This is a genomic window from Streptomyces sp. HUAS MG56 (assembly GCF_058673395.1).
The window spans coordinates 7739770-7766019 of record NZ_CM178722.1 but is presented as its reverse complement, the minus strand read 5'-3'; the positions used below and the strand labels follow the sequence as shown (position 1 = coordinate 7766019).

Annotated in this window: 26 protein-coding genes; 12 read left to right on the top strand and 14 right to left on the bottom strand. The window is 71.9% G+C overall.

All coding sequences use genetic code 11. The features are described 5' to 3' along the window. Nucleotides 1-23 precede the first annotated feature (23 nt). Nucleotides 24-674: a hypothetical protein gene (locus AC4OXY_RS36325; RefSeq protein WP_376286392.1), complete on the top strand. Its 651-nt coding sequence runs from the start codon at nucleotides 24-26 to the stop codon at nucleotides 672-674. A gap of 53 nt (nucleotides 675-727) precedes the next feature. Then, a complete protein-coding gene (locus AC4OXY_RS36320) occupies nucleotides 728-1150 on the top strand; it encodes an acyl-CoA thioesterase (protein ID WP_356025169.1) in 423 nt (140 codons plus the stop codon). An 18-nt stretch (nucleotides 1151-1168) separates the two neighbouring features. Here AC4OXY_RS36320 and AC4OXY_RS36315 read toward each other — a convergent pair whose 3' ends face one another. Then, complete coding sequence (locus AC4OXY_RS36315; protein ID WP_402064257.1) at nucleotides 1169-2023, bottom strand: NAD(P)H-binding protein; 855 nt, start codon at nucleotides 2021-2023, stop codon at nucleotides 1169-1171. Nucleotides 2024-2119: 96 nt separating this feature from the next. Between AC4OXY_RS36315 and AC4OXY_RS36310 the strand changes: the two genes are divergently transcribed. Further along, a complete protein-coding gene (locus tag AC4OXY_RS36310; RefSeq protein ID WP_491991724.1) occupies nucleotides 2120-2917 on the top strand; it encodes an AraC family transcriptional regulator in 798 nt (265 codons plus the stop codon). Between the two features lie 18 nt (nucleotides 2918-2935). Here AC4OXY_RS36310 and AC4OXY_RS36305 read toward each other — a convergent pair whose 3' ends face one another. From AC4OXY_RS36305 to AC4OXY_RS36265, 9 genes are all read right to left on the bottom strand, one after another. Next, nucleotides 2936-4261 carry a nucleobase:cation symporter-2 family protein gene (locus AC4OXY_RS36305; protein ID WP_491994690.1) on the bottom strand — a complete coding sequence of 442 codons (1326 nt, stop codon included), beginning with the start codon at nucleotides 4259-4261 and terminating at the stop codon, nucleotides 2936-2938. 285 nt (nucleotides 4262-4546) lie between these two features. Beyond that, nucleotides 4547-5932 (bottom strand): 8-oxoguanine deaminase, encoded by a 1386-nt coding sequence (locus AC4OXY_RS36300; RefSeq protein WP_362820714.1) that lies wholly within the window; start codon nucleotides 5930-5932, stop codon nucleotides 4547-4549. A 78-nt stretch (nucleotides 5933-6010) separates the two neighbouring features. Further along, entirely contained in the window at nucleotides 6011-7423 is a 1413-nt protein-coding gene (locus AC4OXY_RS36295; protein ID WP_356025159.1) for a nucleobase:cation symporter-2 family protein, read from the bottom strand. Nucleotides 7424-7490: 67 nt separating this feature from the next. Then, nucleotides 7491-8414, bottom strand: a complete 924-nt coding sequence (pucL, locus tag AC4OXY_RS36290) for a factor-independent urate hydroxylase (protein ID WP_376286406.1) — start codon at nucleotides 8412-8414, stop codon at nucleotides 7491-7493. 3 nt (nucleotides 8415-8417) lie between these two features. After that, the gene (gene uraH, locus AC4OXY_RS36285) at nucleotides 8418-8825 is read right to left on the bottom strand and encodes a hydroxyisourate hydrolase (protein ID WP_356025155.1); all 408 of its coding nucleotides are present in this window, start codon (nucleotides 8823-8825) and stop codon (nucleotides 8418-8420) included. A gap of 4 nt (nucleotides 8826-8829) precedes the next feature. Beyond that, entirely contained in the window at nucleotides 8830-9342 is a 513-nt protein-coding gene (gene uraD, locus AC4OXY_RS36280) for a 2-oxo-4-hydroxy-4-carboxy-5-ureidoimidazoline decarboxylase (protein ID WP_356025153.1), read from the bottom strand. Between the two features lie 123 nt (nucleotides 9343-9465). Continuing rightward, on the bottom strand, nucleotides 9466-9828 hold the full coding sequence (locus tag AC4OXY_RS36275; protein WP_356025151.1) for a helix-turn-helix domain-containing protein: 363 nt from the start codon (nucleotides 9826-9828) through the stop codon (nucleotides 9466-9468). Further along, a complete protein-coding gene (locus AC4OXY_RS36270) occupies nucleotides 9825-10088 on the bottom strand; it encodes a YkoF family thiamine-binding protein (protein WP_356025149.1) in 264 nt (87 codons plus the stop codon). Before AC4OXY_RS36270 ends, AC4OXY_RS36275 begins: the two co-directional genes overlap by 4 nt. Nucleotides 10089-10360: 272 nt before the next feature. Continuing rightward, nucleotides 10361-10972 carry a TetR/AcrR family transcriptional regulator gene (locus AC4OXY_RS36265; RefSeq protein ID WP_356025147.1) on the bottom strand — a complete coding sequence of 204 codons (612 nt, stop codon included), beginning with the start codon at nucleotides 10970-10972 and terminating at the stop codon, nucleotides 10361-10363. 156 nt (nucleotides 10973-11128) lie between these two features. Between AC4OXY_RS36265 and AC4OXY_RS36260 the strand changes: the two genes are divergently transcribed. The 7 genes from AC4OXY_RS36260 to AC4OXY_RS36230 all read left to right on the top strand — a co-directional run bounded on the left by AC4OXY_RS36260 (nucleotide 11129) and on the right by AC4OXY_RS36230 (nucleotide 18266). Next, entirely contained in the window at nucleotides 11129-11587 is a 459-nt protein-coding gene (locus tag AC4OXY_RS36260; RefSeq protein ID WP_376286414.1) for a cupin domain-containing protein, read from the top strand. A gap of 60 nt (nucleotides 11588-11647) precedes the next feature. Further along, on the top strand, nucleotides 11648-12466 hold the full coding sequence (locus tag AC4OXY_RS36255) for an alpha/beta fold hydrolase (protein ID WP_491991723.1): 819 nt from the start codon (nucleotides 11648-11650) through the stop codon (nucleotides 12464-12466). Nucleotides 12467-12482: 16 nt separating this feature from the next. Then, entirely contained in the window at nucleotides 12483-13847 is a 1365-nt protein-coding gene (locus AC4OXY_RS36250; protein ID WP_491991722.1) for a DHA2 family efflux MFS transporter permease subunit, read from the top strand. A gap of 196 nt (nucleotides 13848-14043) precedes the next feature. Continuing rightward, the gene (locus AC4OXY_RS36245) at nucleotides 14044-14901 is read left to right on the top strand and encodes a TIM barrel protein (RefSeq protein WP_402064271.1); all 858 of its coding nucleotides are present in this window, start codon (nucleotides 14044-14046) and stop codon (nucleotides 14899-14901) included. Between the two features lie 43 nt (nucleotides 14902-14944). Continuing rightward, nucleotides 14945-15862: a 2-hydroxy-3-oxopropionate reductase gene (locus tag AC4OXY_RS36240; protein WP_356025137.1), complete on the top strand. Its 918-nt coding sequence runs from the start codon at nucleotides 14945-14947 to the stop codon at nucleotides 15860-15862. A 184-nt stretch (nucleotides 15863-16046) separates the two neighbouring features. Beyond that, nucleotides 16047-17525 (top strand): catalase, encoded by a 1479-nt coding sequence (locus AC4OXY_RS36235; RefSeq protein ID WP_362820707.1) that lies wholly within the window; start codon nucleotides 16047-16049, stop codon nucleotides 17523-17525. A 507-nt stretch (nucleotides 17526-18032) separates the two neighbouring features. Next, entirely contained in the window at nucleotides 18033-18266 is a 234-nt protein-coding gene (locus AC4OXY_RS36230; protein ID WP_356035254.1) for a hypothetical protein, read from the top strand. A 91-nt stretch (nucleotides 18267-18357) separates the two neighbouring features. Here the strand turns inward: AC4OXY_RS36230 and gcl are convergent, their stop codons facing one another. Both gcl and AC4OXY_RS36220 read right to left on the bottom strand, forming a co-directional pair. Continuing rightward, nucleotides 18358-20145 (bottom strand): glyoxylate carboligase, encoded by a 1788-nt coding sequence (gene gcl / locus AC4OXY_RS36225; RefSeq protein ID WP_356035257.1) that lies wholly within the window; start codon nucleotides 20143-20145, stop codon nucleotides 18358-18360. Between the two features lie 314 nt (nucleotides 20146-20459). After that, nucleotides 20460-20654, bottom strand: coding sequence for a hypothetical protein (locus AC4OXY_RS36220; protein WP_376286431.1), 195 nt, complete (start codon nucleotides 20652-20654; stop codon nucleotides 20460-20462). A gap of 514 nt (nucleotides 20655-21168) precedes the next feature. Here AC4OXY_RS36220 and AC4OXY_RS36215 point away from each other — a divergent pair. After that, nucleotides 21169-21825, top strand: coding sequence for a hypothetical protein (locus AC4OXY_RS36215; RefSeq protein WP_491994689.1), 657 nt, complete (start codon nucleotides 21169-21171; stop codon nucleotides 21823-21825). 17 nt (nucleotides 21826-21842) lie between these two features. On the opposite strand, the gene AC4OXY_RS36210 is transcribed toward AC4OXY_RS36215, so the two are convergent. After that, a complete protein-coding gene (locus AC4OXY_RS36210; RefSeq protein ID WP_491991721.1) occupies nucleotides 21843-23462 on the bottom strand; it encodes an AMP-binding protein in 1620 nt (539 codons plus the stop codon). Continuing rightward, entirely contained in the window at nucleotides 23459-25144 is a 1686-nt protein-coding gene (locus AC4OXY_RS36205) for an AMP-binding protein (protein WP_491991720.1), read from the bottom strand. Before AC4OXY_RS36205 ends, AC4OXY_RS36210 begins: the two co-directional genes overlap by 4 nt. Nucleotides 25145-25261: 117 nt before the next feature. Between AC4OXY_RS36205 and AC4OXY_RS36200 the strand changes: the two genes are divergently transcribed. Further along, on the top strand, nucleotides 25262-26092 hold the full coding sequence (locus AC4OXY_RS36200; RefSeq protein ID WP_356035265.1) for a helix-turn-helix transcriptional regulator: 831 nt from the start codon (nucleotides 25262-25264) through the stop codon (nucleotides 26090-26092). Nucleotides 26093-26250 lie beyond the last annotated feature (158 nt).

Sequence of the window (26250 nt, the reverse complement as noted above, 5' to 3'; positions counted from 1 at the left end):
ACAGGCAGGGAAGGAGTACGGCTGTGACCCGAGCGCCGAGTGCCGCGCAGCGGCGGGTGATCGACGGGGCCGACCCGGTCACCGGGCGGGTGCGGGGGACGGAGGCACAGCTCGCGGCGCTGCTGAGGCGCGGGCTGGTGTTCCGCCATCCGCGGCCGCCGCACGCGTACTTCCTGACCCCGGCGGGGCATCGGATACGTGAGGCGGCGGACGCTGCACCGGCAGACGCCGCACCGGCGGACGGGCCGGTGGCGGATCCGGCGGCCGGGGCGGGGGTGTTCGCGGCGCGGGCCGGCGGCGCGGACGAGGCCGCCGGGGCGGGGCCGGCGCGGGCGCGGGAGGTGCACAGCGCGTGGCAGGGGCTGCTGGAGCTGCGCCGGATGACCAACGCCGACGGCGCGGCGGACCGCCCGTGCGGCTGGGAGCGGGCACATCTCGTGCGGGCCGCGGCGCTCGCGCTGGAGGCGGCCGGGCACCGTCCGGCGGACGGGCGGGCGGACGGCTACCGGGTGCGGGCGACCCCGCAGCCGGAGGCCGTCGCCGTGTACGCGCCGGACGCCCAGGCCCTGGCGGACTGCGCGGCCACGCTGGAGCGCGCGGGCTGGCAGCCGGGCGAGTACACCGAGCCGCGGACCGGGACCCGGTATCTGCTGGCCTCGCCGCGCCGGGTGTGAGCTGCGTGCCAGGATCGACCGACCGCAACCGTGAACGCGAGGAAGGGCAGGCAGTGGCCGAACCGTTTTCCGTCCGTGTGACCGTCCGTGGCTACGAGACCGACACACAGGGGCATCTCAACCAGTCCGTGTACCTCAACTACGCGGAGCACGCCCGCTGGTCGCTGCTCCAGGCGGCCGGAATAAGCCAGGCCCGGCTCGTGGGCCGGGGGGTGGGCCCGGTGGCGCTGGAGACGACCATCCGCTTCCGGCGCGAGCTGCTCGCCGGCGACGAGGTCGACGTGACCTGCGCGTTCGAGTGGAGCGGCGGCAAGACGTTCCGGATCGTGCAGGAGGTCCGCAAGACCGACGGCACCCTGGCGGCCGAGGTCAGCGCGGTCGGTGGGCTGCTGGATCTCCAGGAGCGCAAGCTGGTCGCCGACCCGCGCACGGTGTTCAAAGAGCTGACGACGGACCTCGCCCTGTTCGGCCTGTAGCCGCCGGGCCGTACCCGCTCAGGCAGTGCCGAAGGCTGCCCTGTGGTCCTCGGCCCACTCGCGGAAGGTGCGGGCCGGGCGGCCCAGCACCTCGGGCACGTCGTCGGTGACGAGCGCGTTGCGGCCGTCGCGCATATACGCGACACCGGTCAGCACGCTCGCCATCCGCGTCTCGTCGATCCCCCACGTGGTGCGCAGGAATTCGGCCGTCTCGTCGGGCGTCAGGTCGCGGGTGGCGACCGGGCGGCCGAGGACCGCGGTGAGGGCGGCGGCCTGGTCCGGGACGCTGATCGCCGCCGGTCCGGTCAGGGTGTACGTCCGCCCGTCGTGCGCGTCCTCCAGCAGGGCCCGCACCGCCACCTCGGCGATGTCGCGCGGGTCGATCACGCCGGACGCCCCGTCGGCGGTCATGTTCGGCACCGGCTCGCCCCGCCGGACGGCCTGCGCCCAGGCCAGCGTGTTCGAGGCGAACGACGACGGCCGCAGGACCGTCCATTCGGCACCGCTCTCCCGGACCGCCCGCTCCCCCTCGCCGTGCCAGGCGGCGGAAGGGCCGGCCGCGGAGTCGTCGGTGCCGATGGCGGAGAGCTTCACCAGCCGCCGCACCCCCGCCGCCCGGGCCGCCGCCACCAGCGCCGTGTCGTGGCGTGCACCGGGACCGGGCGGGCACACCAGGTACGCGGCCCGCACCCCGGCCATCGCCGCCGCGAGGGAGCCGGGGTCGGCGTAGTCCCCGCGGACCGTCTCCACCCCGGCGGGCAGCTGGGCCCGTCCCGGGTCGCGGGTCAGGGCGCGGACCTTCTCGCCGCGCGCGGTGAGCTGTCGTACGACCTCGCTGCCGGTGGTGCCCGTGGCACCCGTCACCAGAATCATGCGGTCCACGATGGGCCGCGCGGGGCGCCGTTCTCTTGGAAATTCCGGCACGGTTCGCCCGCCCGGAAGCGGGTGCGGCGCGCGTACGGTGGAGTGATGCCGAACACCGTCGCCGCGCGGGTCCTGACCGTGCCCGAGGTGCTGCGCCCCTGGATCGCCGGGGTGCGCACGCTGTCCCTGTCCGACGCCGAGCACACCGAGGAGCCCTTCGTGCGGCTGCCCACCGCGGTCACCAAGGTGGTGCTGCGGGTGGCCGCGGACGGGCGGCGCGACGTGCTCGCGGTCGGGCCGCGGGTGCGGGCCTCGTACCACGAGGGCAAGGCCCGTCTGCGGTGTGTCGAGCTGCGTCTCACGCCGGGCATGACCCGCCCGCTGCTCGGGGTCGCCGCCGCCGAACTGGCCGGCCGGGCCGTGCCGTTGGAGGCGCTGCCGGGAGCGATGCCCGAGCTGCTCGCGGCCGCGCTGCGCCGGCTGGATCCGGGCGATCCGCTGCCGCGGCTCGCCGGGACGCTGCCCGGACCGATGTCGGACGCCGCGGACCCCGCCCGTACGGCGCTGCTGCGGGCGGGGGTCGACGCGCTGTCGGTCCGGCCGGACCGGACGCCGGCCCAGGTGCGTGAGGCGGCCCGGGAACTCGCGGTCAGCGAACGGCAGTTGCGCAAGCTGTTCGCCGAGGGGGTCGGGGTCTCCCCCAAGCACTACACCCGCATCGACCGCGTCCGCACGCTCGTCACCCGGGCCGGTGACGCCCCGTGGTCCCAACTCGCCGCCGTCACCGGGTACTTCGACCAGGCGCACATGACGTCCGACTTCCGTACCCTGATGGGCGTTCCGCCGCGCTCGTACCTCACCGGCCGGCTGCCGTCCCTGACGCCCTGCCAGGCGCGGGGGTGAGGACGAGCGCGGCGGCGGTCAGTGCGCGGGGGTGAGTTCCGCTCCCGCCTCCATCGGGTGGGTGACGTCCTCGGCCTCCCGGCCCTTGCCGAGGTGGTTGAACAGGAGGTTGAGGATCACCGCCGTCACGCACCCGGTGGAGATGCCCGAGTCCAGGACGATCTTCGCGGTCCCGGGGAAGGCGTGGTAGAAGCCGGGCGCGGTGATCGGGATGATCCCGACGGCCAGGGAGACGGCGACGATCAGGACGTTGTTGTCCTTCTCCAGGCCGGCCCGGACCAGGGTCTGGATGCCGCTCGCGGCGACCGAGCCGAACAGGACGACGCCGGCGCCGCCGAGGACGGGGCGGGGCACGACGGCGATCAGCGACGCGGCCATCGGGCACAGGCCCATGAGGACCAGGAAGCCGCCGCCCGCGGCGACCACGAAGCGGCTGCGGATCCGCGTCATCGCGACGAGGCCGATGTTCTGCGCGAACGCGCTGCACATGAAGCCGTTGAAGAACGGGCTGAGCGCGGAGCCGAGGGTGTCGGCGCGCAGGCCGGCCGCGATGACCTTCTCGTCCGAGGGGCGCTCGACGATCTCGCCGAGGGCGAGCATGTCGGCGGTGGACTCGGTCATGGAGACGACCATCACCACGCACATCGACAGGATGGCCGCGAAGTGGAAGGTGGGGGCGCCGAAGTGGAACGGGGTCGGGAAGCCGACGACGGCCGCCTTGGTGACGGGGGTGAAGTCGGTGACGCCGAACGGTATCGCGATGAGCGTGCCGAGGACCAGGCCGAGCAGGACGGCGATCTGTTTGACGAAGCCCCGGGTGAAGCGGCGCAGCAGCAGGACGAGCAGCAGGGTGATGCCGGCGAGGGTGAGGTAGGTCGTCGAGCCGTAGTCGTGCGCGGCGGGGTTCGGGCCCTGGGCCCAGCCGAAGGCGACGGGCAGCAGGGAGACACCGATCAGGGTGATGACCGAGCCGGTGACGACGGGCGGGAAGAAGCGGACGGCCCTGCTGAAGAAGGGGGCGGCGAGGAAGCCGAGGAGACCGGCGACGATGACCGCGCCGAAGATCATCGGCAGGGCGTCGGACTTGTCCTTGGCGGAGGCGACGATGGCGGTCATCGGGGCGACTCCGGCGAAGGTGACGCCGTTGACGAAGGGCAGCCGGGCGCCGATCTTCCAGAAGCCGAGGGTCTGGAGGAAGGTGGCGAGCCCCGCCGTGAACAGGCAGGCCCCGGTGAGGAAGGTGAGGTCGGTGCCGGACAGGCCTACGGCCGCGCCGACGATCAGGGGAGGTGCGACGACCCCCGCGTACATGGCGGCCACATGCTGCAGGCCGCTGGTCGCCATTTTCAGGGCGGGGAGTTTCTCGTCGACGGGATGGGCGACGGGTCGGGCGACAGGTTGGGCGGCCACGGCGGCTCCTCCGGGCGGTTGACACGTCGTCGTCGACGTGGGTTTCAGGGAGGTGGTGCGTGTGGTCGTGCGGGACCGTGACGGGGGTGAACAGTGGGGGGTGGGTGACCGTTCCGGGGCGGGTGCGTGCGCACCTGCCCCGGAACGGCTCCCGTGAACCCCGCTCGGGTTCACGGGCCCGGCCGGGAGCCGTCCCTCTCGGCCGGAGTCCGAAGGGGATCAGCCCTGGGCGGCGATCCGGGCGAGGCGCTGGGCCTCCTCGCGGGTGGAGCGGGCGATGGTGTCCTCGTCGACGGTGAGCAGGCGGCCGTTCTCCACGATCTGCTCGCCGTTGACGAAGGACGCGGTGACCGGGGCCGCCGCGCCGAAGACCAGCGCGGTGACCGGGTCGGCGATGGAGGCGTGGGCGAGGGTGTCCATCTTCCACAGCACCACGTCGGCCAGCTTGCCCGGCTCCAGCGAGCCGATCTGGTCGCCGCGGCCGAGCACCCGGGCGCCGCCGTGGGTGCCGAGCCGCAGCGCCTGGCGGGCGTTCAGCGCGGCCTCGCGGTGGCTGCCGAGGCGGTTGATCAGCAGGGCGTTGCGCAGTTCGGTGTGCAGCTCGCCCGACTCGTTGGACGCCGTGCCGTCGACACCGAGGCCGACCGGGACGCCGGCCGCGAGCATGTCCGGGACCCGTGCGATCCCGGCCGCGAGGCGGGCGTTGGAGGACGGGCAGTGGGCGACGCCGGTCCTCGTGCGGGCGAAGGCGGCGATGTCGGAGTCGTTCATGTGGACGCAGTGCGCCATCCACACGTCCTCGCCGAGCCAGCCGGTGGACTCGAAGTAGTCGGTCGGGCCCATGCCGAACAGCTCGTGGCAGAACTTCTCCTCCTCCACGGTCTCCGAGCCGTGGGTGTGCAGCCGTACGCCGAGGCGGCGGGCCAGCTCGGCGCCCTGCCTGAGGAGTTCGGTGGAGACGGAGAACGGCGAGCAGGGGGCCACGGCCACCTGGGTCATGGCGTCGAAGGAGGAGTCGTGGTGCTTCTTGACGGTCTCCTCGGTCGCCGCGAGCGCGCCCTCCAGGGTCTCGACGGCGAAGTCCGGCGGCAGGCCGCCGTCCTTCTCGCTGCGGTCCATCGAGCCGCGGGCCAGCGTGAAGCGCACGCCCGTCTCGGCGGCGGCCCGGATGATCGACCCGGACAGGTCGCCGGAGCCGTGCGGGAAGACGTAGTGGTGGTCCATGGCGGTGGTGACACCGCCGCGGGCCATCATGGCGAGGGAGCCCTGCGCGGCCGCGTACGTCATCCGCTCGTCGATGCGCGCCCAGGTGGGGTAGAGCGCGACGAGCCAGTTGAACAGGTTGTGGTCGGTGGCCAGGCCCCGGGTGATCCACTGGTAGAAGTGGTGGTGGGTGTTGACCAGACCGGGCGTGGCCAGATGGCCGCTCGCGTCGATCCGGCGCACCACGTTGTCGAGGCCTTCGGGGGCCTGGCCCGCGCCGAGCGACTCGATCCGGTTGCCGGCGAGGACCAGGTACCCGGAGGCGTACTCGGTGTCGCCCGCATCCACGGTCGCGATGGCGCAGTTCTCGATGACGATGCGCTGGGCTGCCGATGGTGCCATGGTGCTTCCTTGTCTTTCAGTGGCGGATCCGCGAACAGGGCGGGGAGGGAGTGTCCGCGGGGAGGGCACGGCAGGACCCTAGGAGGATTTGAGTGCCGGGGCGGGGCCGCCGCTCCGGGTGCCGAGATGGTGGAAGAACAGATTGAGCAGGACGGCGACCACGGCGCCCGCGCTGATGCCGGAGCCGAGCACGGTCTGCGCCCAGGCCGGGAAGTCCGCGTAGAAGGTCGGCGCGGCCAGCGGGATGATGCCCGCGCCGAGCGCGACGGCGACCAGGATGATGTTGGAGCTGTCGTCGAGGCCCGCCTCCGACAGGGTACGGATGCCGCTGACCGCGATCGAGCCGAACAGGACGATGCCCGCGCCGCCGAGGACCGGCATCGGCACCAGGGAGACGACCGCGCCGAGCACCGGGAAGGCGCCGAGGACCAGCAGGGCGCCGCCGGCGACGGCGACGACGTAGCGGCTGCGCACCCGGGTCAGCGAGACCACGCCGACGTTCTGTGCGAAGGCGGAGGTGGGGAAGCCGCCGAAGACGGGGCCGAGCAGGGTGGCGATGCCGTCGGTGCGCAGGCCGCGGGTGATGGTCCGCGCGTCGGTGCGGCGGTCGCAGATCTCGCCGAGGGCCAGCATGCCGGCGCTGGACTCGGTCATCAGGACCAGCATCACGATGCACAGCGACAGGATCGCCGCGGGCTGGAACTCGGGGGCGCCGAAGGCGAACGGTGCCGGCAGCGCGGCGAGGGGCGCGGACTTCAGGGCGCTGAAGTCGGCCATGCCGAACGGGATCGCCGCCAGCGTGCCGATGAGCAGTCCGAGGAGCAGGGCGACCTGCTGGACGAAGCCGCGGCCGAAGCGCTGGATCAGCAGGATGACCGCGAGGGTGAACCCGGCGAGCGCGAGGTGGCTCATGGCGCCGAAGTCGGGGGCGGTCCTGTCGCCGCCCTGCGCCCAGCTCACCGGGACGGGCATCAGGGTGACGCCGATCAGCGTGATGACGACGCCGGTGACGAGCGGCGGGAAGAAGCGCAGCAGCCGTCCGAAGAACGGGCCGACGGCGAGGCAGAAGACACCGGCGACCATCACCGCGCCGTAGACGGCGGGGAGTTGGTGCCCCTTGGCGTTGGTCTCGGCGATCGCGAGGATCGGGGCGATGCCGGCCGAGGAGGCGGCGTTGACGAAGGGCAGCCGGTTGCCGACGAAGCCCTTGACACCGAGGGTCTGCAGGAGGGTCGCGACGCCCGCGACGAGCAGGCTCGCGGCGATCAGCCGGGTGCGGGCCGCGAGGTCGAGTCCACAGGCCTGGCCGATGATGAGCGGAGGAGTGACCACGCCCGCGTACATGGCGGCGATGTGCTGGAGCGCGGCGGGGGCGAGCCGCGTGGGGTGGAGCTTCTCGTCCACCGGGTGCACGGACGTGACGGCGTCCTCGGTGTGCGCCGGCGGGGTGGAACACGGGGCTGTGTCGGGCCCCTTCGCAGGCTGAGCCATTTCGTTCCCTCCGGTGTGGCGGGCCCCCGGCCGCGCGGGCGGCGGGGCCGGGGGCCCGCGTCCCGCGTCAGAGGTTGGTCATGTCGACCGGGATACGGGCCTCACAGCCGTCCCGCAGGATGGTGGCCTCGATGAGGCCGTAGGGACGGTCGGCGGCGAAGTAGACCTCGTTGTCGTTCTTGAGCCCGAACGGCTCCAGATCGACGAGGAAGTGGTGCTTGTTCGGCAGCGAGAAGCGGACCTCGTCGATCTCGCTGCGGTTGTTGATGATGCGCGAGCCCATCTGGTACAGCGTCTGCTGCAGGGAGAGCGAGTACGTCTCGGCGAAGGCCTGGAGCATGTGCTTCTTGACCTGCTCGTAGGACTTCTCCCAGTGGGGCATCTTCTGCTCGTCGTCGGTCCAGTTGAACCGCCAGCGGCCGGAGACCTGGGTGGCGAGGATCCGGTCGTACGCCTCCTGGAGGGTGGTGTACTTGTCCTTGACGTAGCCCCAGAACTCGGAGTTGGTCGAGTTCATCACGACCAGGTCCTTCAGGCCGGAGATGACCTCCCAGCGCGCACCGTCGTAGGTGATCTGGGTGACGCGGGTCTCCTGGCCCTTGCGGACGAAGGAGTGCTTGACGTCGTCCGCGCCGATGAACTTCGAGTTGGCGTCGGAGGTCTCGATCCGCTCCCAGGCGTACTCCTCGATCCGGATCCGCGCGGTCCTGATCGGCTCCTGCGAGGTGACGAAGTGGCGGGCGAGGTGGATGCCGAACTGCTCGGCGGACTCGATCCCGTACTCCTTGGCGAACGCGTACACCGTGTTCTTGGTGGTATCGGTCGGCAGGACGTTGGCGTTGGAGCCGGAGTAGTGGACCTCCTCCATGTCGCCGCTCAGCGCGACGGAGACGTTGAGGTCCTTGATGTGATGGGTGGCGCCGTCCCGCGTGATCTTGACGACTCGGTTCTCGGCCTTGCCGTACTGGTTCTGTCCCAGGATGGTGGGCATTCGCTAGCTCCCTCGGTAAACGGAGTAGCCGAACGGGTTGAGCAGCAGCGGCACGTGGTAATGCTCGCCCGGCACGACGGCGAACGTGATCGCCACCTCCGGGAAGAACACGCCGCGTCCGCTGTCCCGATTCGCGGGGGCGTCCTGCTGCGCATCGGCTTGCTGGTTCGCAGTCTTGTCTTCGAAGTACGGTTCGACGGCGAAGTCGAGCCGTACGTGGGTGGTTCCCTCCGGCAGGGCCGGCAGGTCCTTGCACCGCCCGTCCGCGTCGGTCGCGGAGCCGCCGAGCGCCTGCCAGTCCGCGCTCCTGCCGGTGCGGGCGAAGAGCTGGACGGCGACGCCCTCGGCGGGGCGGCCGGCCGAGGTGTCCAGGATGTGCGTGGACACGGAGGCGGTGGTGCTGGTGCTCATGGTGTCAGGCGTCCTCTTCGACGAGTCGGGCCAGGCGGATACGGTTGATCTTGCCCAGCTCGGTGCGGACGATCTCCCGTTCCTGCTCCGGCGCGTTCCCGATGCGCTCCTTGACCGCGTCGCGCATCTGCTCGCCGGTCCGGCCGGTGGCGCAGATCAGGAAGACGTGGCCGAACTTCTCCTGGTAGGCCAGGTTGAGATCGAGCATCTCGGCCTTGAGGTCCTCGGAGGCGCCGGCCATGCCGCGCTGCTCGCGGGCGGAGGTCGGATCGCCCGGCCTGGGGCGCCCGATCGGCGGGTGTCCCGCCATCGCCTCCGCGAGGTCGTCGCCGCTCAGCCCGGCCATGGCGGCGTCGCTAGCGGCGTACAGGTCGTCGGTGGTGGCGTACGGGCGGGCGGCGCTGACGCGCCGGCCCCACTCGGCGGAGGCGCACGCCTCGTGGAGGGCGGCGAGAGCCTCGCGTTCCTCCAGGTCGTTGAACCGGGCCAGACCCGGGGGCGTGGGAGTCGTCGTCACGGGAGCCTCCGTGGCCGGAAACGGCCTTCGTGCTGAACGGGCTGCCGATAGTGAACGCCCCCGGGAACGTCACGTCAACACTTTGTTGAAAATTCCGCGTAACAGGCGCGCCGCTTCAGGGCACTACGCACCTTTGTCCCGGTTGAGGTAGTTGTACACCGTGAACCTGCTGACGCCGAGCGCGCCGGCGACCGTTTCCACCCCGTGCCGGACGGCGAACGCGCCGCGCGCCTCCAGGGTCCGTACGACCTCCTGCTTGGCCTTGCGGTCCAGCTCGGCCAGCGGCCGCCCCCGCCGGCGCTCCATGGCCGCCAGGATGTGGTCGAGGGAGTCGGCGAGCTGGGGCAGGCGTACGGCGACGACGTCGACGCCCTCCCAGGCGAGGACGACGTCCTCCTCCCTCGCCTCGTCCGGCGGCAGGATCTCCCCGCCCATCGCGTCCACCAGCGGCTTCACCGCGGCGATGAAGGGCTCGTCGCCACTCATCTATCGCCCTCCCCGAACCCGTCGTCGATCACGTTGACCTGGAGCGAGACCCGGGTGGCACCGGCCTTCAGGCTCCTGCGCAGCAGCGCGTCCACGGCCGTCAGGACGCGGTCCGCTCCGCCCTCCGCCGTGTTGCCGAACGGGCCGACGTCGACGGCGTCCAGCTCGGCCGTCTCGATGACCTCCCGCGCCGCCAGGGCGTGCGCGGGCGCCTCGTCCAGGTCGAAGGGTTCGGTCGTGAACTCCACTCTCAATCGCACAGTACCCCTAAACACCCTTCTGACCTGCGCTTTTACCGAATCACCCACCGAGTGGGCACATCGGGCGCGCCGAGGGCACAGCGACCGACTGCGCCACGGTCGCGATCCACCGCAGGCCGATCCGTTTCACGCGACGGCGCCGGTCCGTCCGCCACGAGGCGACCCTAGCCGACCGGGGCTGCGGTGCGCCGGGTGCGCGGAGCCGATTCCCGCGGAGCCACGGGCCCGCGGAGTCACAGGAGACGGCCGGGGCCGTCCGTGGACGCCCCGGCTCATCCCTGCGCGGCCGTGCGCACCGCGGCTTCGGTGAGCGTGGTCGCCGTCCGCACCGCGCTCGCGACGGCGTCGTCCGGGGCGAGGCCGCACAGGTCGGTGAGGGTGAAGAGGGCTTCGGCGCTGACGACCACGGCGAGGTCCCGCTTCAGCTGGGCGAAGGCTTCCGGGTCCGTCGTGGCCAGCGTCCCTTCGAGGGGGGCGAGCGCGTGGTCGATCAGCCCGAACCGGATCCCGGGCCGTTCGGCCGCCGCCGCGGGCCGGGCGACGGTGGCCGCGATCATCGCGCGCACCGCCCCCTGGCGGCGGAGTATGCCGCGGAGCAGGAACGCGCAGGCGAAGGCGACCCGTTCGACGGGGTCGGTGGAGTCCGCGACCGGGGCGAGGGCCTCGGCGGGGGGCGGCCAGGCGCCGGCCAGGGCCTCGCCGATCAGCGACGGGAGGTCGGGGAAGTACCGGTAGGCGGTGGGCTCGGAGACCATGGCCGCGCGCGCGACCGCCGGCATGCTCACCTCGCCGCCCGCGGCGATGAGGCCGCTCGCGGCCTCGACGATCGCAGCACGCGTGCGCCTCTTCTGATTGCTGCGGCCGGTGTCGATCGGCGTCGGCATCGGTGCCGCCTCCCTCCCTGCTCGTCCGGCGTTCCCGCCCGTCCCGTTCACGGCCACTTTATCACTGCCGACTCTCTTCATGAGAGTCCACTTGCACAAGGAGAGTCGACCCTCTACTCTCCTTCACGAGAGTTGGCTCTCACGAAGGAGACCGCAATGACACAGGCTTCCGTGGTCGGTCCGGACGACGGCGAGACGATCCGCCTGGGACCGGCACAGATCCGCATCCTGGAAGACGGCAGCACCACCGGTCACCGGATCGGGATCGGCGAGATCACCCTCGCCCCGCACACCGAAGGGCCGCCACAACACCGCCACGCCCAGCACGACGAGGGCTTCTACGTCGTCTCCGGCACCGTGCACTTCACCGTCGGCGAGACCACGCACGTCGCACCGGCCGGGACGCTCGCGATGATCCCGCCCGGCGCGCCGCACACCTTCGCCAACCACGGCGACGAGCCGGCGGTGATGCTCAACACCTTCACGCCCGACCTGTACGTGCAGTACTTCCGCGACCTGCGGGACATGATCGCCGGCGGCCAGGAACTCACCCCGCAGGCCACGGTCGAGGTGATGAGCCGGTACGCCACCGTTCCGGCCACCGACCACGCGTGACGGCCCGCGTCAGTGACCCCCGACAACCCCCCGACAGCAAAAACCGACTCGGAGACTCCCATGACCAGCACCGCCCGCACGATCACCCTCACCCTCGACTCCGGCGACGCCGACCTGCGCTTCACCGTCGACGAGCGGGGCAAGGGCCATCCCTTCCTGCTCCTGCACGGCGGCGGCGGCCCGCAGACCGTCGCCGCCTTCGCCGGGCTCCTCGCCGAGCAGCGGCCGGCCCGGGTCATCACCCCGGTCCACCCCGGCTTCGGCGGCACCGCCAGGCCCGAATGGCTGACCGACGTGCCCACCCTCGCCCGGGTCTACGTACGGCTGCTGGACGAGCTCGGCCTGGAGGACGTCACCGTCGTCGGCAACTCCATAGGCGGCTGGATCGCCGCCGAGATGGCCCTGCTCGGCAGCGACCGGATCGGCAGTGTCGTCCTCGTCAACGCCGCCGGCATCCACGTCCCCGGCCACCCGGTCGCCGACCCCTTCACCCTGACGCCCGCCGAGCTGTCCGCTCTCTCCTTCCACGACGTCGAGAAGTTCCGCATCGACCCCGCCACGTTCTCCGACGAGCAGCGCGCGGCGGCCGTCGCCAACCGCGCCGCGCTGCAGGTCTATTCGGGCCCGCACGCCATGGCCGACCCCACCCTGCGCGAGCGCCTGGCCAAGGTCACGCACCCGGTCCTCGTCGCATGGGGCGAGAGCGACCAGGTCGTCGACACCGACTACGGACGGGCGTACGCCGACGCCGTCCCCGGCGCCCGGTTCCAGCTCCTCCTCCGCACCGGCCACATGCCCCAGATCGAAACCCCTGAGCAACTCCTCGCGACGGTATGGGACTTCGCCGACGCCGACGCCACCGACCGGCCCGGCAACTGAGCACGAGGGGAGCCACATGCCCGTCCCCCGACACGGGCGGCGCGTGCCGGTCCTGGCCGTCTGCTGCCTGAGCGTGCTGCTGGTCAGTCTCGACGTCACCGTCCTCAACGTCGCGCTGCCGTCGATACAGCGCGACCTGGACTCCTCGGTCTCCGGCCTGCAGTGGACACTCGACGCCTACACCCTCGTCCTGGCCTCGCTGCTGACCCTGGCCGGTGCCACCGCCGACCGGGTAGGACGCCGACGGGTCTTCCAGCTCGGCCTCGTGCTGTTCACCGCCGGGTCGGCCCTGTGCGGCCTGGCACCCACGACCGGCTGGCTGGTGGCCTTCCGCACGGTGCAGGCGGCGGGCGGCAGCATGCTCACCCCCGTCGCCATGGCCATCCTCACCAACACGTTCACCGAGCCCCGCGAGCGCGCACGGGCCATCGGCGTCTGGGGCGGGATCGTCGGCCTCAGCATGGCGGCCGGACCGGTCCTCGGCGGCGTACTGGTGGAATCGTTCGGATGGCGATCGGTGTTCTGGCTGAACGTGCCGATCGGGCCGGCCGCGTGCGCGCTGGCCGCGCTGTTCGTGCCGGAGTCCCGCGCACCGCGCACCCGGCGGGCCGACCCGGTGGGGCAGCTCCTGCTGATCGTCCTGCTCGGCACACTGACGTACGCCGTCATCGAGGCGCCCGGCGAGGGCTGGACCGCGCCGCCGATCGTGGCCTGCCTGATCGCCGCGGGGTGCGCGCTCGCCGTCTTCGTACCGTACGAGAACCGGCGCGCCGAACCGCTGATCGAGCCGCGGCTCTTCCGCAGCGCGTCCTTCGGCGGAGCCACCGCGACGGCGGTCCTCGCCTTCGCCGCGCTCGGCGGTTTCCTGTTCACCAACACCCTCTATCTACAACGGGAGTTGGGGCTGAGCGCTCTGGGCGCCGGGCTGCACCTGCTGCCCATGGCCGCGCTGTCCCTGGTGTGCCCGCCGCTGTCCGGGCGGATCGTGGGCAGCCGCGGCCCGCGCACTCCCCTGCTCGTCGCGGGGGCCGGCATCACCGCGAGCGGTGTGCTGGCCGTCGCCGCCACCCGCTCCGCCCGCCCCTCGGACATCCTGCTGTATCTCACGTACACGCTGTTCGGCCTCGGGTTCGGCTTCGTCAACGCGCCGATCACCTACACGGCGGTGTCCGGCCTGCCGCGCGACCGGGCCGGGGTCGCCGCCGCCATCGCGGCGACCAGCCGTCAGATCGGCTCCTCCCTCGGCATCGCGGTGATCGGCGCCGCGGTCGCCGCCGGCTCGGGTCCGGCCGCCTGGTGGATCATCGCCGGCTGCGGTGCGGCCATCCTCGCCCTCGGCACACTCGCATCCGGGCGCTCGGCAGCCGCCGCCGTGCCATGACACCGCGATCGTCGGAACCCCCCGGACCACGAGCCCGGCAGGACGCGCCCTGCCGGGCTTTTCGCATGCCCGGTGACCGGCCCCCCTTGACAAGCGCCGACACCCGACGGCAATCTTCCATTACGCAGAAACAAACTTCCATAATACGGAATACGGAAGTCGGCGACGTCGATCACGGAAGGGAGCGCGGCCCCCGATGCCAGGTTCTGGATGGAGCACAGCCGCAGACCAGCGCTTCAACGTCAACCTGTCGATCCTCTTCACGGAACTCCCGCTCCTGGAGCGCCCCGCGGCGGCCGCCGCGGCGGGCTTCACGGCGGTCGAGCTGTGGTGGCCCTGGGTCGACTCCCCCACCCCCGAGCAGGCCGAGCTCGACGCCCTGAAGAAGGCGATCGAGGACGCGGGCGTCCAGCTCACGGGCCTGAACTTCTACGCCGGACAACTGCCGGGCCCGGACCGCGGCGCCCTGTCGATCCCGGGTGCGGAGTCGGACAGGTTCCGCGCCAACATCGACGTGGCCGTCGCCTTCGGCCAGTCCCTGGGCTGCACGACGTTCAACGCCCTGTACGGCAACCGCGTCGACGGCGTGGACCCGGCCGAGCAGGACGCGCTCGCCCTGGAGAACCTGGTGCTCGCGGCCCGGGCTGTCGGCCGGGTCGGCGGGACGATCCTGATCGAGGCCCTCAACCGGCCCGAGTCGCCGAAGTGCCCGATCGTGAGCGCGCCCCGGGCGATCGAGATCGTGGACAAGGTCAACGAGGCGACGGGCCTCGGGAACGCGACGTTCCTGATGGACCTGTACCACCTGTCCATGAACGGCGAGGACCTGCCCTCGGTGATCGAGCGTTACGCGGCGAAGACCGGTCACGTCCAGATCGCGGACAACCCCGGCCGCGGCGCCCCCGGCACCGGCTCGCTCCCGCTGGAGGAACTGCTCGACCAGCTGAGGAAGGCCGGTTACGACGGCTGGGTCGGCCTGGAGTACAAGGCCGGCGACCGCCCGAGCGCGGAGTCCTTCGACTGGCTCCCGCGCGAGGCACGCGCCGCCCGCTGAACCCCCTGACTTTGCAAGGCAGTTGAGAGAGGCACCCCCAATCATGAGCAGCAACCTTACTGATTCCTCCCGCCCGGCCCGCCCTGCGATCGCGTGGATCGGCCTCGGCATCATGGGCTCCCCCATGTCCGAGAACCTGATCAAGGCGGGTTACGACGTCACCGGCTTCACGCTGGAGCAGGACAAGCTGGACCGCCTGGCCGCCGCCGGCGGCACCGTGGCCGGCTCGATCGCCGAGGCCGTGCGCGACGCCGACGTGGTGATCACGATGGTGCCCGCGTCCCCGCAGGTCGAGGCCATCTCCTACGGCCCCGACGGCATCCTGGAGAACGCCAGGCAGGGCGCCCTGCTGATCGACATGTCCTCGATCACCCCGCAGACCTCCGTCGACCTGGCCGCCGCGGCCAAGGACAAGGGCATCCGGGTGCTCGACGCCCCGGTGTCCGGCGGTGAGGCCGGCGCCGTCGAGGCCGTGCTGTCGATCATGGTCGGCGGTGAGCAGGCGGACTTCGACCAGGCCAAGCCGATCTTCGACGCGCTGGGCAGGACCATCGTGCTGTGCGGCCCGCACGGCTCCGGCCAGACCGTGAAGGCGGCCAACCAGCTGATCGTCGCCGTCAACATCCAGGCGTGCGCCGAGGCCGTGGTCTTCCTGGAGAAGTCGGGCGTGGACCTCGCGGCCGCCCTGGACGTCCTCAACGGGGGCCTCGCCGGCTCGACCGTGCTGACGCGCAAGAAGGACAACTTCCTGAACCGCGACTTCAAGCCGGGCTTCCGCATCGACCTGCACCACAAGGACATGGGCATCGTCACCGACGCCGCCCGCAACGTCGGTGCCGCCCTGCCGGTCGGCGCCGTGGTCGCCCAGCTGGTCGCCTCGCTGCGCGCCCAGGGCGACGGCGGGCTGGACCACTCGGCCCTGCTGCGGGCCGTGGAGCGCCTCTCCGGCGCCCAGGTCTGACGCTCCCGAGACTTCCGGGCCGCGGCGGCGCCGACACCTGTCCTGTCGCGCCCAGGCGCCGCCGCGGCCCGGAACACATTCCACAGCCCCAAGCTTCAACAAACTGTTGACGCCCGGAGGGCCCGAACTTAGGCTCCACAAAGCGGAAACAGTTTTCCGCTGCCACTCGTACGGAAGGTCCCCGATGTCGAAGCGCGTGCTCACGGCGCGAACTCTCACCACGGAGTCCGGCGCCCCGGTCGCAGACAACCAGAACTCCACCTCCGCCGGCGTCGGCGGCCCGCTCCTGCTCCAGGACCAGCACCTCCTGGAGAAGCTCGCGCGCTTCAACCGCGAGCGCATCCCGGAGCGCGTGGTGCACGCCCGCGGCTCCGGCGCGTACGGCCACTTCGAGGTGACCGACGACGTCACCGGCTTCACCCACGCCGACTTCCTGAGCGAGATCGGCAAGCGCACCGAGGTGTTCGCGCGCTTCTCGACGGTCGCCGACTCCCTCGGCGGCGCCGACGCCGTCCGTGACCCGCGCGGCTTCGCCCTGAAGTTCTACACCGAAGAGGGCAACTACGACCTCGTCGGCAACAACACCCCGGTGTTCTTCATCAAGGACCCGATCAAGTTCCCCGACTTCATCCACTCGCAGAAGCGCGACCCGTTCACGGGCCGGCAGGAGCCGGACAACGTCTGGGACTTCTGGGCGCACGCCCCGGAGGCCACGCACCAGGTGACCTGGCTGATGGGCGACCGCGGCATCCCGGCGTCGTACCGCCACATGAACGGCTACGGCTCGCACACCTACCAGTGGACGAACGCCCGGGGCGAGGCCTTCTTCGTCAAGTACCACTTCAAGACCAACCAGGGCATCCGCTCGCTCAGCAGCGAGCAGGCCGCGGAGCTCGCGGGCAAGGACGCCACCTCGCACCAGACGGACCTGCTCCAGGCCATCGAGCGCGGGGTGCACCCGTCCTGGACCCTGTACGTCCAGCTCATGCCGGCGGCCGAGGCGGCGGACTACCGCTTCAACCCGTTCGACCTGACCAAGATCTGGCCGCACAAGGACTACCCGCTGCAGCGCGTGGGCCGCCTGGTCCTCGACCGCAACCCGGACAACGTCTTCGCCGAGGTCGAGCAGGCCGCGTTCTCCCCGAACAACTTCGTTCCGGGCATCGGCCCCTCCCCCGACAAGATGCTGCAGGGCCGCCTGTTCGCCTACGCGGACGCGCACCGCTACCGCCTGGGCGTCAACCACACCCAGCTCGCCGTGAACGCCCCGAAGGCGGTCGAGGGCGGCGCGCAGAACTACGGCCGCGACGGCCTCATGGCGGTCAACGGCCAGGGCCGCGGCGCCAGGAACTACGAGCCGAACTCCTACGACGGCCCCGTCGAGACCGGCCGCCCGCTGTCCGCCCCGCTGGCCGTCTCCGGCCACACGGGCACCCACGAGGCGCCCCTGCACACCAAGGACGACGACTTCTTCCAGGCGGGCGAGCTGTACCGCCTCATGTCGGCGGAGGAGAAGTCCCGCCTGGTCGCGAACATCGCCGGCAGCCTGTCGCAGGTCTCGCGCGACGACGTGATCGAGAAGAACCTGGCCCACTTCCACGCCGCCGACCCGGAGTACGGCAAGCGCGTGGAGGAGGCGGTCCGCGCCCTGCGCGAGGACTGAGAGCACGGCAACACCCGAGCGGCGTACGGAGTCTGACGGGAGGTCAGCAACTCCGTACGCGGCCCGCGCAGGACGCCCGGCGGCCCGGATGAGGGGTGGCCGGCGGGCGGCGGGCGCGGGCAGGGCGAGGACCGCGGCGGCGTGCGAGCCAGTGCGGTGGTGAAGGAGTCGTGTCCCCCTTCTCGACCAGAGGGAAAGGGAGCCCCGGTTCCGTCGCACCCGCCGCGGTCCCACCCGGACCCCGCTCACGGGGTCCCCACCGGCCCCGTCCGGCGGCGCGAACGACCTGTCGCGCCCAGCCTCGCGCCGTCGGACGGCTATCAGCACACCGAAGCAGCGCCCCCGGACCGGCCGGTCCGGGGGCGCTGCCGTGTCGGCACACGGAGCGAGTGCGCGAGCTCGTCCTCGGACACCTACATACGACTGTCTTTCCGCACCCGCACCCGCTGTCGGGGCACGTCGCGGCCCCGGCGTGCGCGCCGGGCGCATCCGCAGCACGCTGAGGGCATGGGCAATCCGACGCAGCACCCGCACATCGTGGTCCACTCCCCCGCCCTGGACGGCTCCCGGCGGGTCACCGAGGGCGAGGTGACGCTGGGGATCGCCTCCCATCTGGACGATGTCGTGGAGATCCTGCGGCTGGCGGACCTGGACCGCATCGAGGTGGAGGAGAGCGACCTGATCGAGTGGCAGGGCGGCGGCCCGGACGACTGGCCGGGGCTGTCGGAACACGAGGTGTGACAGACGTACCGGACGTACGGGAACACCGAAGGGCGGCCCGTCCTCCCGGACGGGCCGCCCTCGGCGTGTCGGCGTTACGGCGTTTCGGCCGTCAGACCTTCAGCGGCTTGATCGAGGTCGGCGCGTGGCCCGGCTCGGTGGCCAGGTCCTCGAACTCGGAGATGTCGCTGATGTCCATGGTGCGGCTCATCGAGATGTTGGTGATCCGCTCCAGGATCGCCTCGACGACGACCGGCACCCGGTACTCGGCGGCCAGCTTCTTCGCCTGCTCGAAGGCCGCGCCCAGCTGGTCCGGCTCGGTGACCCGGATCGCCTTGCAGCCGAGGCCCTCGGCGACCTTGACGTGGTCCACGCCGTAGACGCCGAGCTCGGGCGCGTTGATGTTCTCGAACTCCAGGTTGACCTGGAAGTTGATGTCCAGGCCGATCTGGGCCTGGCGGATCAGGCCGAGGTAGGCGTTGTTCACCAGGACGTGGACGTACGGGATCCGGTGCTGGGCGGCGACGGCCAGCTCCTCGATCAGGAACTGGAAGTCGTAGTCGCCGGACAGGGCGACGACCGGGGACTCGGGGTCGGCCTTGGCGACGCCGATCGCGGCCGGGATGGTCCAGCCGAGCGGGCCGGCCTGGCCGCAGTTGATCCAGTGCCGCGGCTTGTAGACGTGCAGCATCTGCGCGCCGGCGATCTGGGAGAGGCCGATCGTGGTGACGTAGCGGGTGTCCGGGCCGAAGGCCTTGTTCATCTCCTCGTACACGCGCTGCGGTTTCATCGGCACGTTGTCGAAGTGCGTACGGCGCAGGAGGGTCGCCTTGCGCTCCTGGGTGGAGGCCACCCACGCGGAGCGGTCGGGGAGCCTGCCCTCGGCCTTCAGTTCCTTCGCGACCTCGATGAACAGCTCCAGCGCGGCCTTGGCGTCGGAGACGACCCCGTAGTCCGGCGGGAAGATCTTGCCGATCTGGGTGGGCTCGATGTCGACGTGGACGAACGTACGGTCGCCGCGGTAGACGTCCAGCTTGTAGCCGGTGTGGCGGTTGGCCCAGCGGTTGCCGATGCCGAGGACGGCGTCGGACTCCAGGAAGTTGGCGTTGCCGTAGCGGTGCGAGGTCTGGACGCCGACCATGCCGGCGTTCAGCTCGTGGTCGTCGGGCAGCGCGCCCCAGCCCATCAGGGTCGGGACGACCGGGGTCTGGGTCAGCTCGGCGAACTCGACCAGCAGGTCGGCGGCGTCGGCGCCGAGGACACCGCCGCCGGCGACGATGACCGGGCGCTCGGCGGCGAGCAGGAAGGAGAGGGCCTTCTCGATCTGGGCGCGGGTCGCGGCGGGCTTGTAGACCGGCAGCGGCTCGTACGTGTCCGGGTCGAACTCGATCTCGGTCTGCTGGACGTCGATCGGCAGGTCGATCAGGACCGGGCCGGGGCGGCCGGAGCGCATCAGGTGGAAGGCCTGCTGGAAGACACCGGGGACCTGGGCGGCCTCCAGGACGGTGACCGCCATTTTCGTGACCGGCTTGGCGATCGAGGCGATGTCGACGGCCTGGAAGTCCTCCTTGTGGATCACGCTGGTGGGCGCCTGGCCCGTGATGCACAGGATCGGGATCGAGTCACCGATGGCGGAGTACAGGCCCGTGATCATGTCGGTGCCGGCCGGGCCGGAGGTACCGATGCAGACGCCGATGTTGCCCGGCCTGGTACGGGTGTAGCCCTCGGCCATGTGCGAGGCGCCCTCGACGTGGCGGGCGAGGGTGTGGTGGATGCCGCCGCCCTCCTTGAGCGCCTTGTAGAAGGGGTTGATCGCCGCTCCCGGCACACCGAAGGCGTCGGTGACGCCCTCGCGCTTGAGGATCTCAACTGCCGCGCGGGCAGCGGTCATACGAGCCATCGAGTACTCCTGCTTCGGCTGTCGGATGCGTACTCCCGTCGCGCCCCGCGGTGAGCACAGCTACGTCCGTGATGTTCGTTGGTTTCCGTATCGCGGAATTTAATTTCTACTATCTGGAAGCAATGTAGGGGGGGTGGGCGAAAGCCGTCAAGAGACACCGGAGAGGGCCGCGAATCGGCGAAGACCCGGCAAGCGCCGGACAAGCGGGGCAGGAGAGGAGGACCATGGGCAGCGCTGTCCCGACGCGACGCCTGGGAGTGGGCCATGCCCGAGAGCGTGCCGGTGCGCTGTCCGGCCTGTCGGCGCGAGTACGTCTACACCGCGCCGGTGTATCCGTGCGTGTGCGGCGCCCCCACCGCCCCGCGCCTCGACCCGGCCGCCGAGCCGGTCGTGACGGTCCACCGCGCCTGGGACGACGAGTGGCTCGCGGTGCCGTGCACCGCCTGCGGCCGCCGGAACCACTGGCCCCACCCGGAACTGGGCTGCTCCTGCGGCACGGTCCTGCGCATCCCGGTCCCCGGCCCCTCCGGGCCACGGCCCACGGCGGAGCAGCCGGAGCGGGAAGCCGGGGCGGACACCGGGACCGGGCCACAGCCGGGCGCGGGTCCGGCGCCCGCAGCGGAGCGCGGTACGACACCGCCGACCACGGCCGGACCGACGCCGGCAGCCGGGCCCGCACCGGAACCGGGGGCACGCCCGGAAACAGCACCGGAGGCCGGGACAGAGGCAGCACAACCGGACATGCCATCGCCACTCGCAGCCGACCCGGGCGCGCCATCGGCCTCGGAGACGACACCGGAGGGAGGTTCGGTGCAGAAGGGAGGCTCGGTGGCGGAGGCGGGCCCGACGCCGAAGACAGGCTCGGCACCGGATACAGGCCCGGTACAGGAGGCGGGTCCGGAGCCGCGGAGGGACTCGGCGCCGGAGGCAGGTTCGGTGGCAGAGGCGGGCGAGGCCGCGGCCGGAGGCGAACCGGTGGAAGGCGGGCTGCCCACGGAAGGCGAGGAACCGGCGAAGGGCGAGATGCCGACCGGAGGCGAACCACCGACCGAAGGCAGGCCGCCCGCGAAACGCCAGACCGCGGCCAGAAGCGAGGCACCGACGGAAGGCCAGGCACCGGCCGGAAGCAGGACGCCGCCCGAACACGGGACGCCGGCCGGAGACGAGGTGCCCGTGGCCGGAAGCGGGGTGCCCGCGGCCGGAGTCGGAGGGGCGCCAGGGGTGATGCCGGGGGCGGGCGGCGTGGGAGGGGAGGACGGTTCCCGGCCTGCCTTTCAGCCGCGTGTCATCCGTACCGCCCGGGACGCCGTGACCACCGCCGCCCTGTATCTGCGCTGGCTCGGCTACCGGGACATCCGGCGGGCCGACCAGCGGCCGCCGAGCGGCATCGGGCTCGCCGCCCACGGGCTCCTCGCCCAGGTGGACCCGACCGTCCGCCCGGCGGCGCCGCGGGACGTGGAGTGCCTGTGGCTGACGGCGATGACGGAGGACGCGGGCTGCGTGTACTTCTCGCTGGCCGGCTACACGGACGACGCCCGGCTGCGCGCGGCCGCCCTGGCCGTCCCCCTGTTCGTGCTGGACCTCGCGGGCGTCCCCCAACCGATGAACGACGCGGCGCAGGCCCTGCACACCGAGGGCGCACCGGAGCGGGGGACGCGGGCGCGGGACGGACGGACCTGAGGCCGGCCGGCCCCGGCTCAGCCGCCGTAGGTCTCCCGCAGTTCGATCTTGCGCACCTTCCCGGACACCGTCATCGGGAAGGAGTCGAGGAGCCGGAGCCGGCTCGGGACCTTGTAGTGGGCGAGCCGGCCCTCGCAGAAGTCGCGCAGGTCCGCCAGGGTGAGCGGGTCCGCGGGGTCCTGCGGGATGACGCAGGCGAGCACCTCCTCGCCGTACTTCTCGTGCGGCACCCCGACGACCTGGACGTCCTTGATCCGCGGATGGGCGTAAAGGAACTCCTCGATCTCGCGCGGGTAGATGTTCTCGCCGCCCCGGATGATCATGTCCTTGATGCGGCCGACGATCTCGACGTACCCGTCCTCGCGCATCGTCGCCAGGTCCCCGGTGTGCATCCAGCGGCCCGCGTCGACGGCCTCGGCGGTCTTCTCGGGCTCGTTCCAGTAGCCGAGCATCACGCTGTAGCCGCGGGTGCACAGCTCACCGGCCGTGCCCCGGGGTTGAGTGACCCCCGTGGCCGGGTCGACGATCTTCACCTCCAGGTGGGGCAGGACGCGTCCGACGGTGGCGGTGCGGTGTTCGAGGTCGTCCTCGACGCGGGTCTGGAGCGAGACGGGAGAGGTCTCGGTCATGCCGTAGCAGATGGAGACCTCGGCCATGTGCATCTCGGCGACGACCCGCTTCATCACCTCCACCGGGCACGGCGAGCCCGCCATGATGCCGGTGCGGAGGGTGGAGAGGTCGTACGAAGCGAAGTCCGGGAGGTTCAGTTCCGCGATGAACATGGTCGGCACGCCGTACAGGGACGTGCAGCGCTCCCGCTGCACCGCCGCCAGCGTGGCCCCCGGTTCGAAGGACGGCGCCGGGATGACGATGCAGGCGCCGTGCGAGGTGGCCGCGAGGTTGCCCATGACCATGCCGAAGCAGTGGTAGAAGGGCACGGGGATGCAGATCCGGTCCTGCTCGGTGTAGGAGATCGACTCGCCCACGAAATAGCCGTTGTTGAGGATGTTGTGGTGGGAGAGGGTGGCGCCCTTCGGGAAGCCGGTCGTGCCCGAGGTGTACTGGATGTTGATGGGGTCGTCGCAGGACAGCTCCGCGTACGGGGCGTCGCCGGTGCCCCGCGCGAGCAGCGCCTCCCAGCTCGGGTCGCCGATGTACACGGTCTCGCGCAGCTCGGGGCACCGGCCCCGGACCTCCTCCACCATCGCCCGGTAGTCGCTGGTCTTGTGGCCGAGGGAGGCGAAGAGCAGGCAGACCCCGGCCTGACGCAGGACGTACTCGACCTCGTGGGTGCGGTAGGCCGGGTTGATGTTCACCATGACCGCGCCGATGCGGGCGGTGGCGTACTGCACCAGGACCCACTCCGGGCAGTTGACCGCCCAGATGCCCACCCGGTCGCCCTTGACGACCCCGGCGGCCACCAGCGCCTGCGCCAGCTCCTCGACGGCCGCGCCGAACCGGGCGTACGTCCAGCGCCGCCCCGAGGGCACGTCGACCAGCGCCTCGCGGTCCGGCCAGGCGGCCACGGCCCGGTCGAGGTTGGCGCCGACGGTGTCGCCGAGCAGGGCGGTGGTGCCCGTGCCGTGCGTGTACGACTGCGCAGACGGCTGAGGTGGCTGGGACGGCTGGGCGGTCACCGGAAGTCCTCCTCGCGGTACTCGTTCGCGGAGCCCTCGGCCGTCGCCTCGCGCAGCTCGATGCGGCGGATCTTGCCGGAGACCGTCTTGGGCAGGGCGCCGAACTCCAGCCTGCGGATGCGCTTGTAGGGGGCGAGCACCTGGCGGGAGTGCTCGAAGACGGCCTTCGCGGTGTCCGGGCCCGCCTCGTAGCCCTCGGCGAGGACGACGTACGCCTTCGGCACGGCGAGCCGCAGCTCGTCCGGGGCGGGCACGACGGCCGCCTCGGCCACCGCCTCGTGCTCCAGCAGCGCGCTCTCCAGCTCGAACGGGCTGATCTTGTAGTCGGAGGCCTTGAAGACGTCGTCCGCGCGGCCGACGTAGGTGAGGTAGCCGTCCGCGTCGCGGGCGGCGATGTCGCCGGTGCGGTAGTAGCCGCCCGCCATCGCCTCGGCCGTACGGTCCGGGTCGCCGTGGTAGCCGGTCATCAGGCCGACGGGGCGCTCGGACAGGTCGAGGGCGATCTCGCCTTCGGCGGCGCCGGGGGCGCCCGAGACCGGATCGAGCAGTTCGACGCGGTATCCGGGGCTCGGGCGGCCCATGGAGCCGGTCTTGAGGGCCTGTCCGGGGCTGTTGGAGACCTGCACGGCGGTCTCGGTCTGCCCGAAGCCGTCCCGGACGGTGACGCCCCAGGCCCGCCGGACCTGCTCGATCACCTCGGGGTTCAGCGGCTCCCCGGCGGCCACCACCTCGCGGGGCGGGGTGCGCAGCCGGCCGAGGTCGGCCTGGATCAGCATCCGCCACACCGTCGGCGGGGCGCAGAAGGAGGTCACCCCGTGCCGGTCCATCTCGGCCATCAGCCGGGTCGCGTCGAAGCGCGTGTAGTTGTGGATGAACACGGTCGCCTCGGCGTTCCACGGCGCGAACAGGTTGGACCAGGCGTGCTTGGCCCAGCCGGGCGAGGAGATGTTCAGGTGCACGTCGCCGGGTTTCAGGCCGATCCAGTACATGGTCGCCAGGTGCCCGATCGGGTACGAGGTGTGGGTGTGCTCGACCAGCTTGGGGCGGGCGGTCGTACCGGAGGTGAAGTACAGCATCAGCGGGTCGTCGGCCAGGGTCGGGCCGTCGGGCTCGAACGCGGCGGGCGCGTCGTACGCGTCCTCGTACGCCGCCCAGTCCGCCCCGGCCGTTTCCCCGACGGCTCCGCCGACCGCGATCCGCGTGTAACCGCCGGGCACCTCGGCGAACTTGGCGGCGTCCTCGGCCCGTGCGATCACGTGCCTGACCCGGCCCCGGTCCACGCGGTCACGCAGGTCGGCCGGGCCGAGCAGCGGGGTGGCCGGGATGACGACCGCGCGCAGCTTCATCGCGGCCAGCGCCGTCTCCCACAGCTCGGCCTGGTTGCCGAGCATGACCAGGATGCGGTCCTCGGCGGCGACGCCCCGCGCGCGCAGGTGGTTCGCGACCCGGTTCGAGCGCTCGGCCATCTCGGCGAAGGACAGTTCCGTCTCGCCGCCGTCCTCCTCGACGATGTGCAGCGCGGTCCGGTCGTTGCCGGCGGCGATCACGTCGAACCAGTCCAGCGCCCAGTTGAAGTGCGCGGGCCGCGGCCAGGCGAAGCCCTCGCAGGCGGTGGCATAGTCCTCGCGGTGCGCCAGAAGGAAGTCCCGGGCGTCGCGGAACACCTCAGTCACCGTGCTCATCACATAACTCCTTGCTGTTCCGGACCATTGCCGGGCGGCTCTCTGGCATCGTCTAATCCGTGATGCAGGTCTCACCACCCCCGAACGGGGGTGTGGACGGCCGGAAGGACGGACCAGGTGACGGCGGACGCGGCGGGGGCAGTGGAGATCGGTGGCGCGCTGGCCCGGCTGCGCCGGACGACGGGGCTCCCGGTGGCCTTCGGCGGGCTGCTGGAGTCGGGGCGGCCGCAGATCCGGATCAGCGAGCTGAGCGGTACGCACACGGCGGCCCTGCGCGCGCTCGCGGTGACGTCCGGCAACGGGCTCGGCGGCAAGGCGGTGGCGCTGGCCCGGCCGTGCGCGGTGACGGACTACTCCAGCTCCCGGCAGATCAGCCACGAGTACGACGTCCAGGTGGCCGCCGAGGGCATCCGCTCGGTCGTCGCCGTGCCGGTGGTGGTACGGCGCCGGGTGCGCGGGGTGCTGTACGGCGCGCTGCGCTCGGTCCAGCCGCTCGGTGACCGCACGCTGGGCGCGGCCATGGCCGCCGCCCGGGACGTGGAGCAGGCGCTGGTGGTGCGGGACGAGGCGCGGGAGCTGCTGGCCGCGGCACGCGCGGAGCCGGCCGTGGCCGGCCGGGGCGCGGCCTGGGAGCAGGTGCGCGAGGCGCACGCGGCGCTGCGCGCGCTCGCGCCCCGGATCCCGGACCCCGGGCTGCGGGCGGAACTGCTGGACGCCTGCGGGCTGTTGACGGCATCGCGCCCGGCCGGCGGCGCGACTCTGGCGCCGCGCGAACTCGACGTGCTGTCCTGGGTGGCGGCGGGGGCCACCAACGCGGCCGTGGCCGAGCGGCTGGGGCTGCGTCCGGAGACGGTGAAGGGCTATCTGCGTTCGGCGATGCGGAAGCTCGGCGCCCACACACGAGGGGAGGCGGTGACCGCGGCCCGCAGGGCGGGGCTGCTGCCGTAGCCCGGCACGGGCGGCCGCGACAGCAGTAAACAAACCTTCCTATTCAATGGGAACGGCCTTGATTTTCCCCGAGCTTGCCCTTCTGTTATTTCCCTCACGACGTCTTCCGGCCGAATTTCAGCGATCGTTGCCTAGAATTTGGCCCGGACACGCCACAC

Bases quoted from the DNA above. Each gene is read 5' to 3' on its own strand.
- AC4OXY_RS36295 (WP_356025159.1), bottom strand. From the start codon at position 7,423: ATGGCTCAGCCTGCGAAGGGGCCCGACACAGCCCCGTGTTCCACCCCG.
- gcl (WP_356035257.1), bottom strand. From the start codon at position 20,145: ATGGCTCGTATGACCGCTGCCCGCGCGGCAGTTGAGATCCTCAAGCGC.
- AC4OXY_RS36215 (WP_491994689.1), top strand. From the start codon at position 21,169: ATGCCGACCGGAGGCGAACCACCGACCGAAGGCAGGCCGCCCGCGAAA.
- AC4OXY_RS36250 (WP_491991722.1), top strand. From the start codon at position 12,483: ATGCCCGTCCCCCGACACGGGCGGCGCGTGCCGGTCCTGGCCGTCTGC.
- AC4OXY_RS36235 (WP_362820707.1), top strand. From the start codon at position 16,047: ATGTCGAAGCGCGTGCTCACGGCGCGAACTCTCACCACGGAGTCCGGC.
- AC4OXY_RS36230 (WP_356035254.1), top strand. From the start codon at position 18,033: ATGGGCAATCCGACGCAGCACCCGCACATCGTGGTCCACTCCCCCGCC.
- uraH (WP_356025155.1), bottom strand. From the start codon at position 8,825: ATGAGCACCAGCACCACCGCCTCCGTGTCCACGCACATCCTGGACACC.
- AC4OXY_RS36240 (WP_356025137.1), top strand. From the start codon at position 14,945: ATGAGCAGCAACCTTACTGATTCCTCCCGCCCGGCCCGCCCTGCGATC.
- AC4OXY_RS36220 (WP_376286431.1), bottom strand. From the start codon at position 20,654: ATGCGCAGGACCGTGCCGCAGGAGCAGCCCAGTTCCGGGTGGGGCCAG.
- AC4OXY_RS36310 (WP_491991724.1), top strand. From the start codon at position 2,120: ATGCCGAACACCGTCGCCGCGCGGGTCCTGACCGTGCCCGAGGTGCTG.
- AC4OXY_RS36205 (WP_491991720.1), bottom strand. From the start codon at position 25,144: ATGAGCACGGTGACTGAGGTGTTCCGCGACGCCCGGGACTTCCTTCTG.
- AC4OXY_RS36315 (WP_402064257.1), bottom strand. From the start codon at position 2,023: ATGATTCTGGTGACGGGTGCCACGGGCACCACCGGCAGCGAGGTCGTA.
- pucL (WP_376286406.1), bottom strand. From the start codon at position 8,414: ATGCCCACCATCCTGGGACAGAACCAGTACGGCAAGGCCGAGAACCGA.
- AC4OXY_RS36260 (WP_376286414.1), top strand. From the start codon at position 11,129: ATGACACAGGCTTCCGTGGTCGGTCCGGACGACGGCGAGACGATCCGC.
- AC4OXY_RS36275 (WP_356025151.1), bottom strand. From the start codon at position 9,828: ATGAGTGGCGACGAGCCCTTCATCGCCGCGGTGAAGCCGCTGGTGGAC.
- AC4OXY_RS36255 (WP_491991723.1), top strand. From the start codon at position 11,648: ATGACCAGCACCGCCCGCACGATCACCCTCACCCTCGACTCCGGCGAC.
- AC4OXY_RS36245 (WP_402064271.1), top strand. From the start codon at position 14,044: ATGCCAGGTTCTGGATGGAGCACAGCCGCAGACCAGCGCTTCAACGTC.
- AC4OXY_RS36300 (WP_362820714.1), bottom strand. From the start codon at position 5,932: ATGGCACCATCGGCAGCCCAGCGCATCGTCATCGAGAACTGCGCCATC.
- AC4OXY_RS36265 (WP_356025147.1), bottom strand. From the start codon at position 10,972: ATGCCGACGCCGATCGACACCGGCCGCAGCAATCAGAAGAGGCGCACG.
- AC4OXY_RS36305 (WP_491994690.1), bottom strand. From the start codon at position 4,261: ATGGCGACCAGCGGCCTGCAGCATGTGGCCGCCATGTACGCGGGGGTC.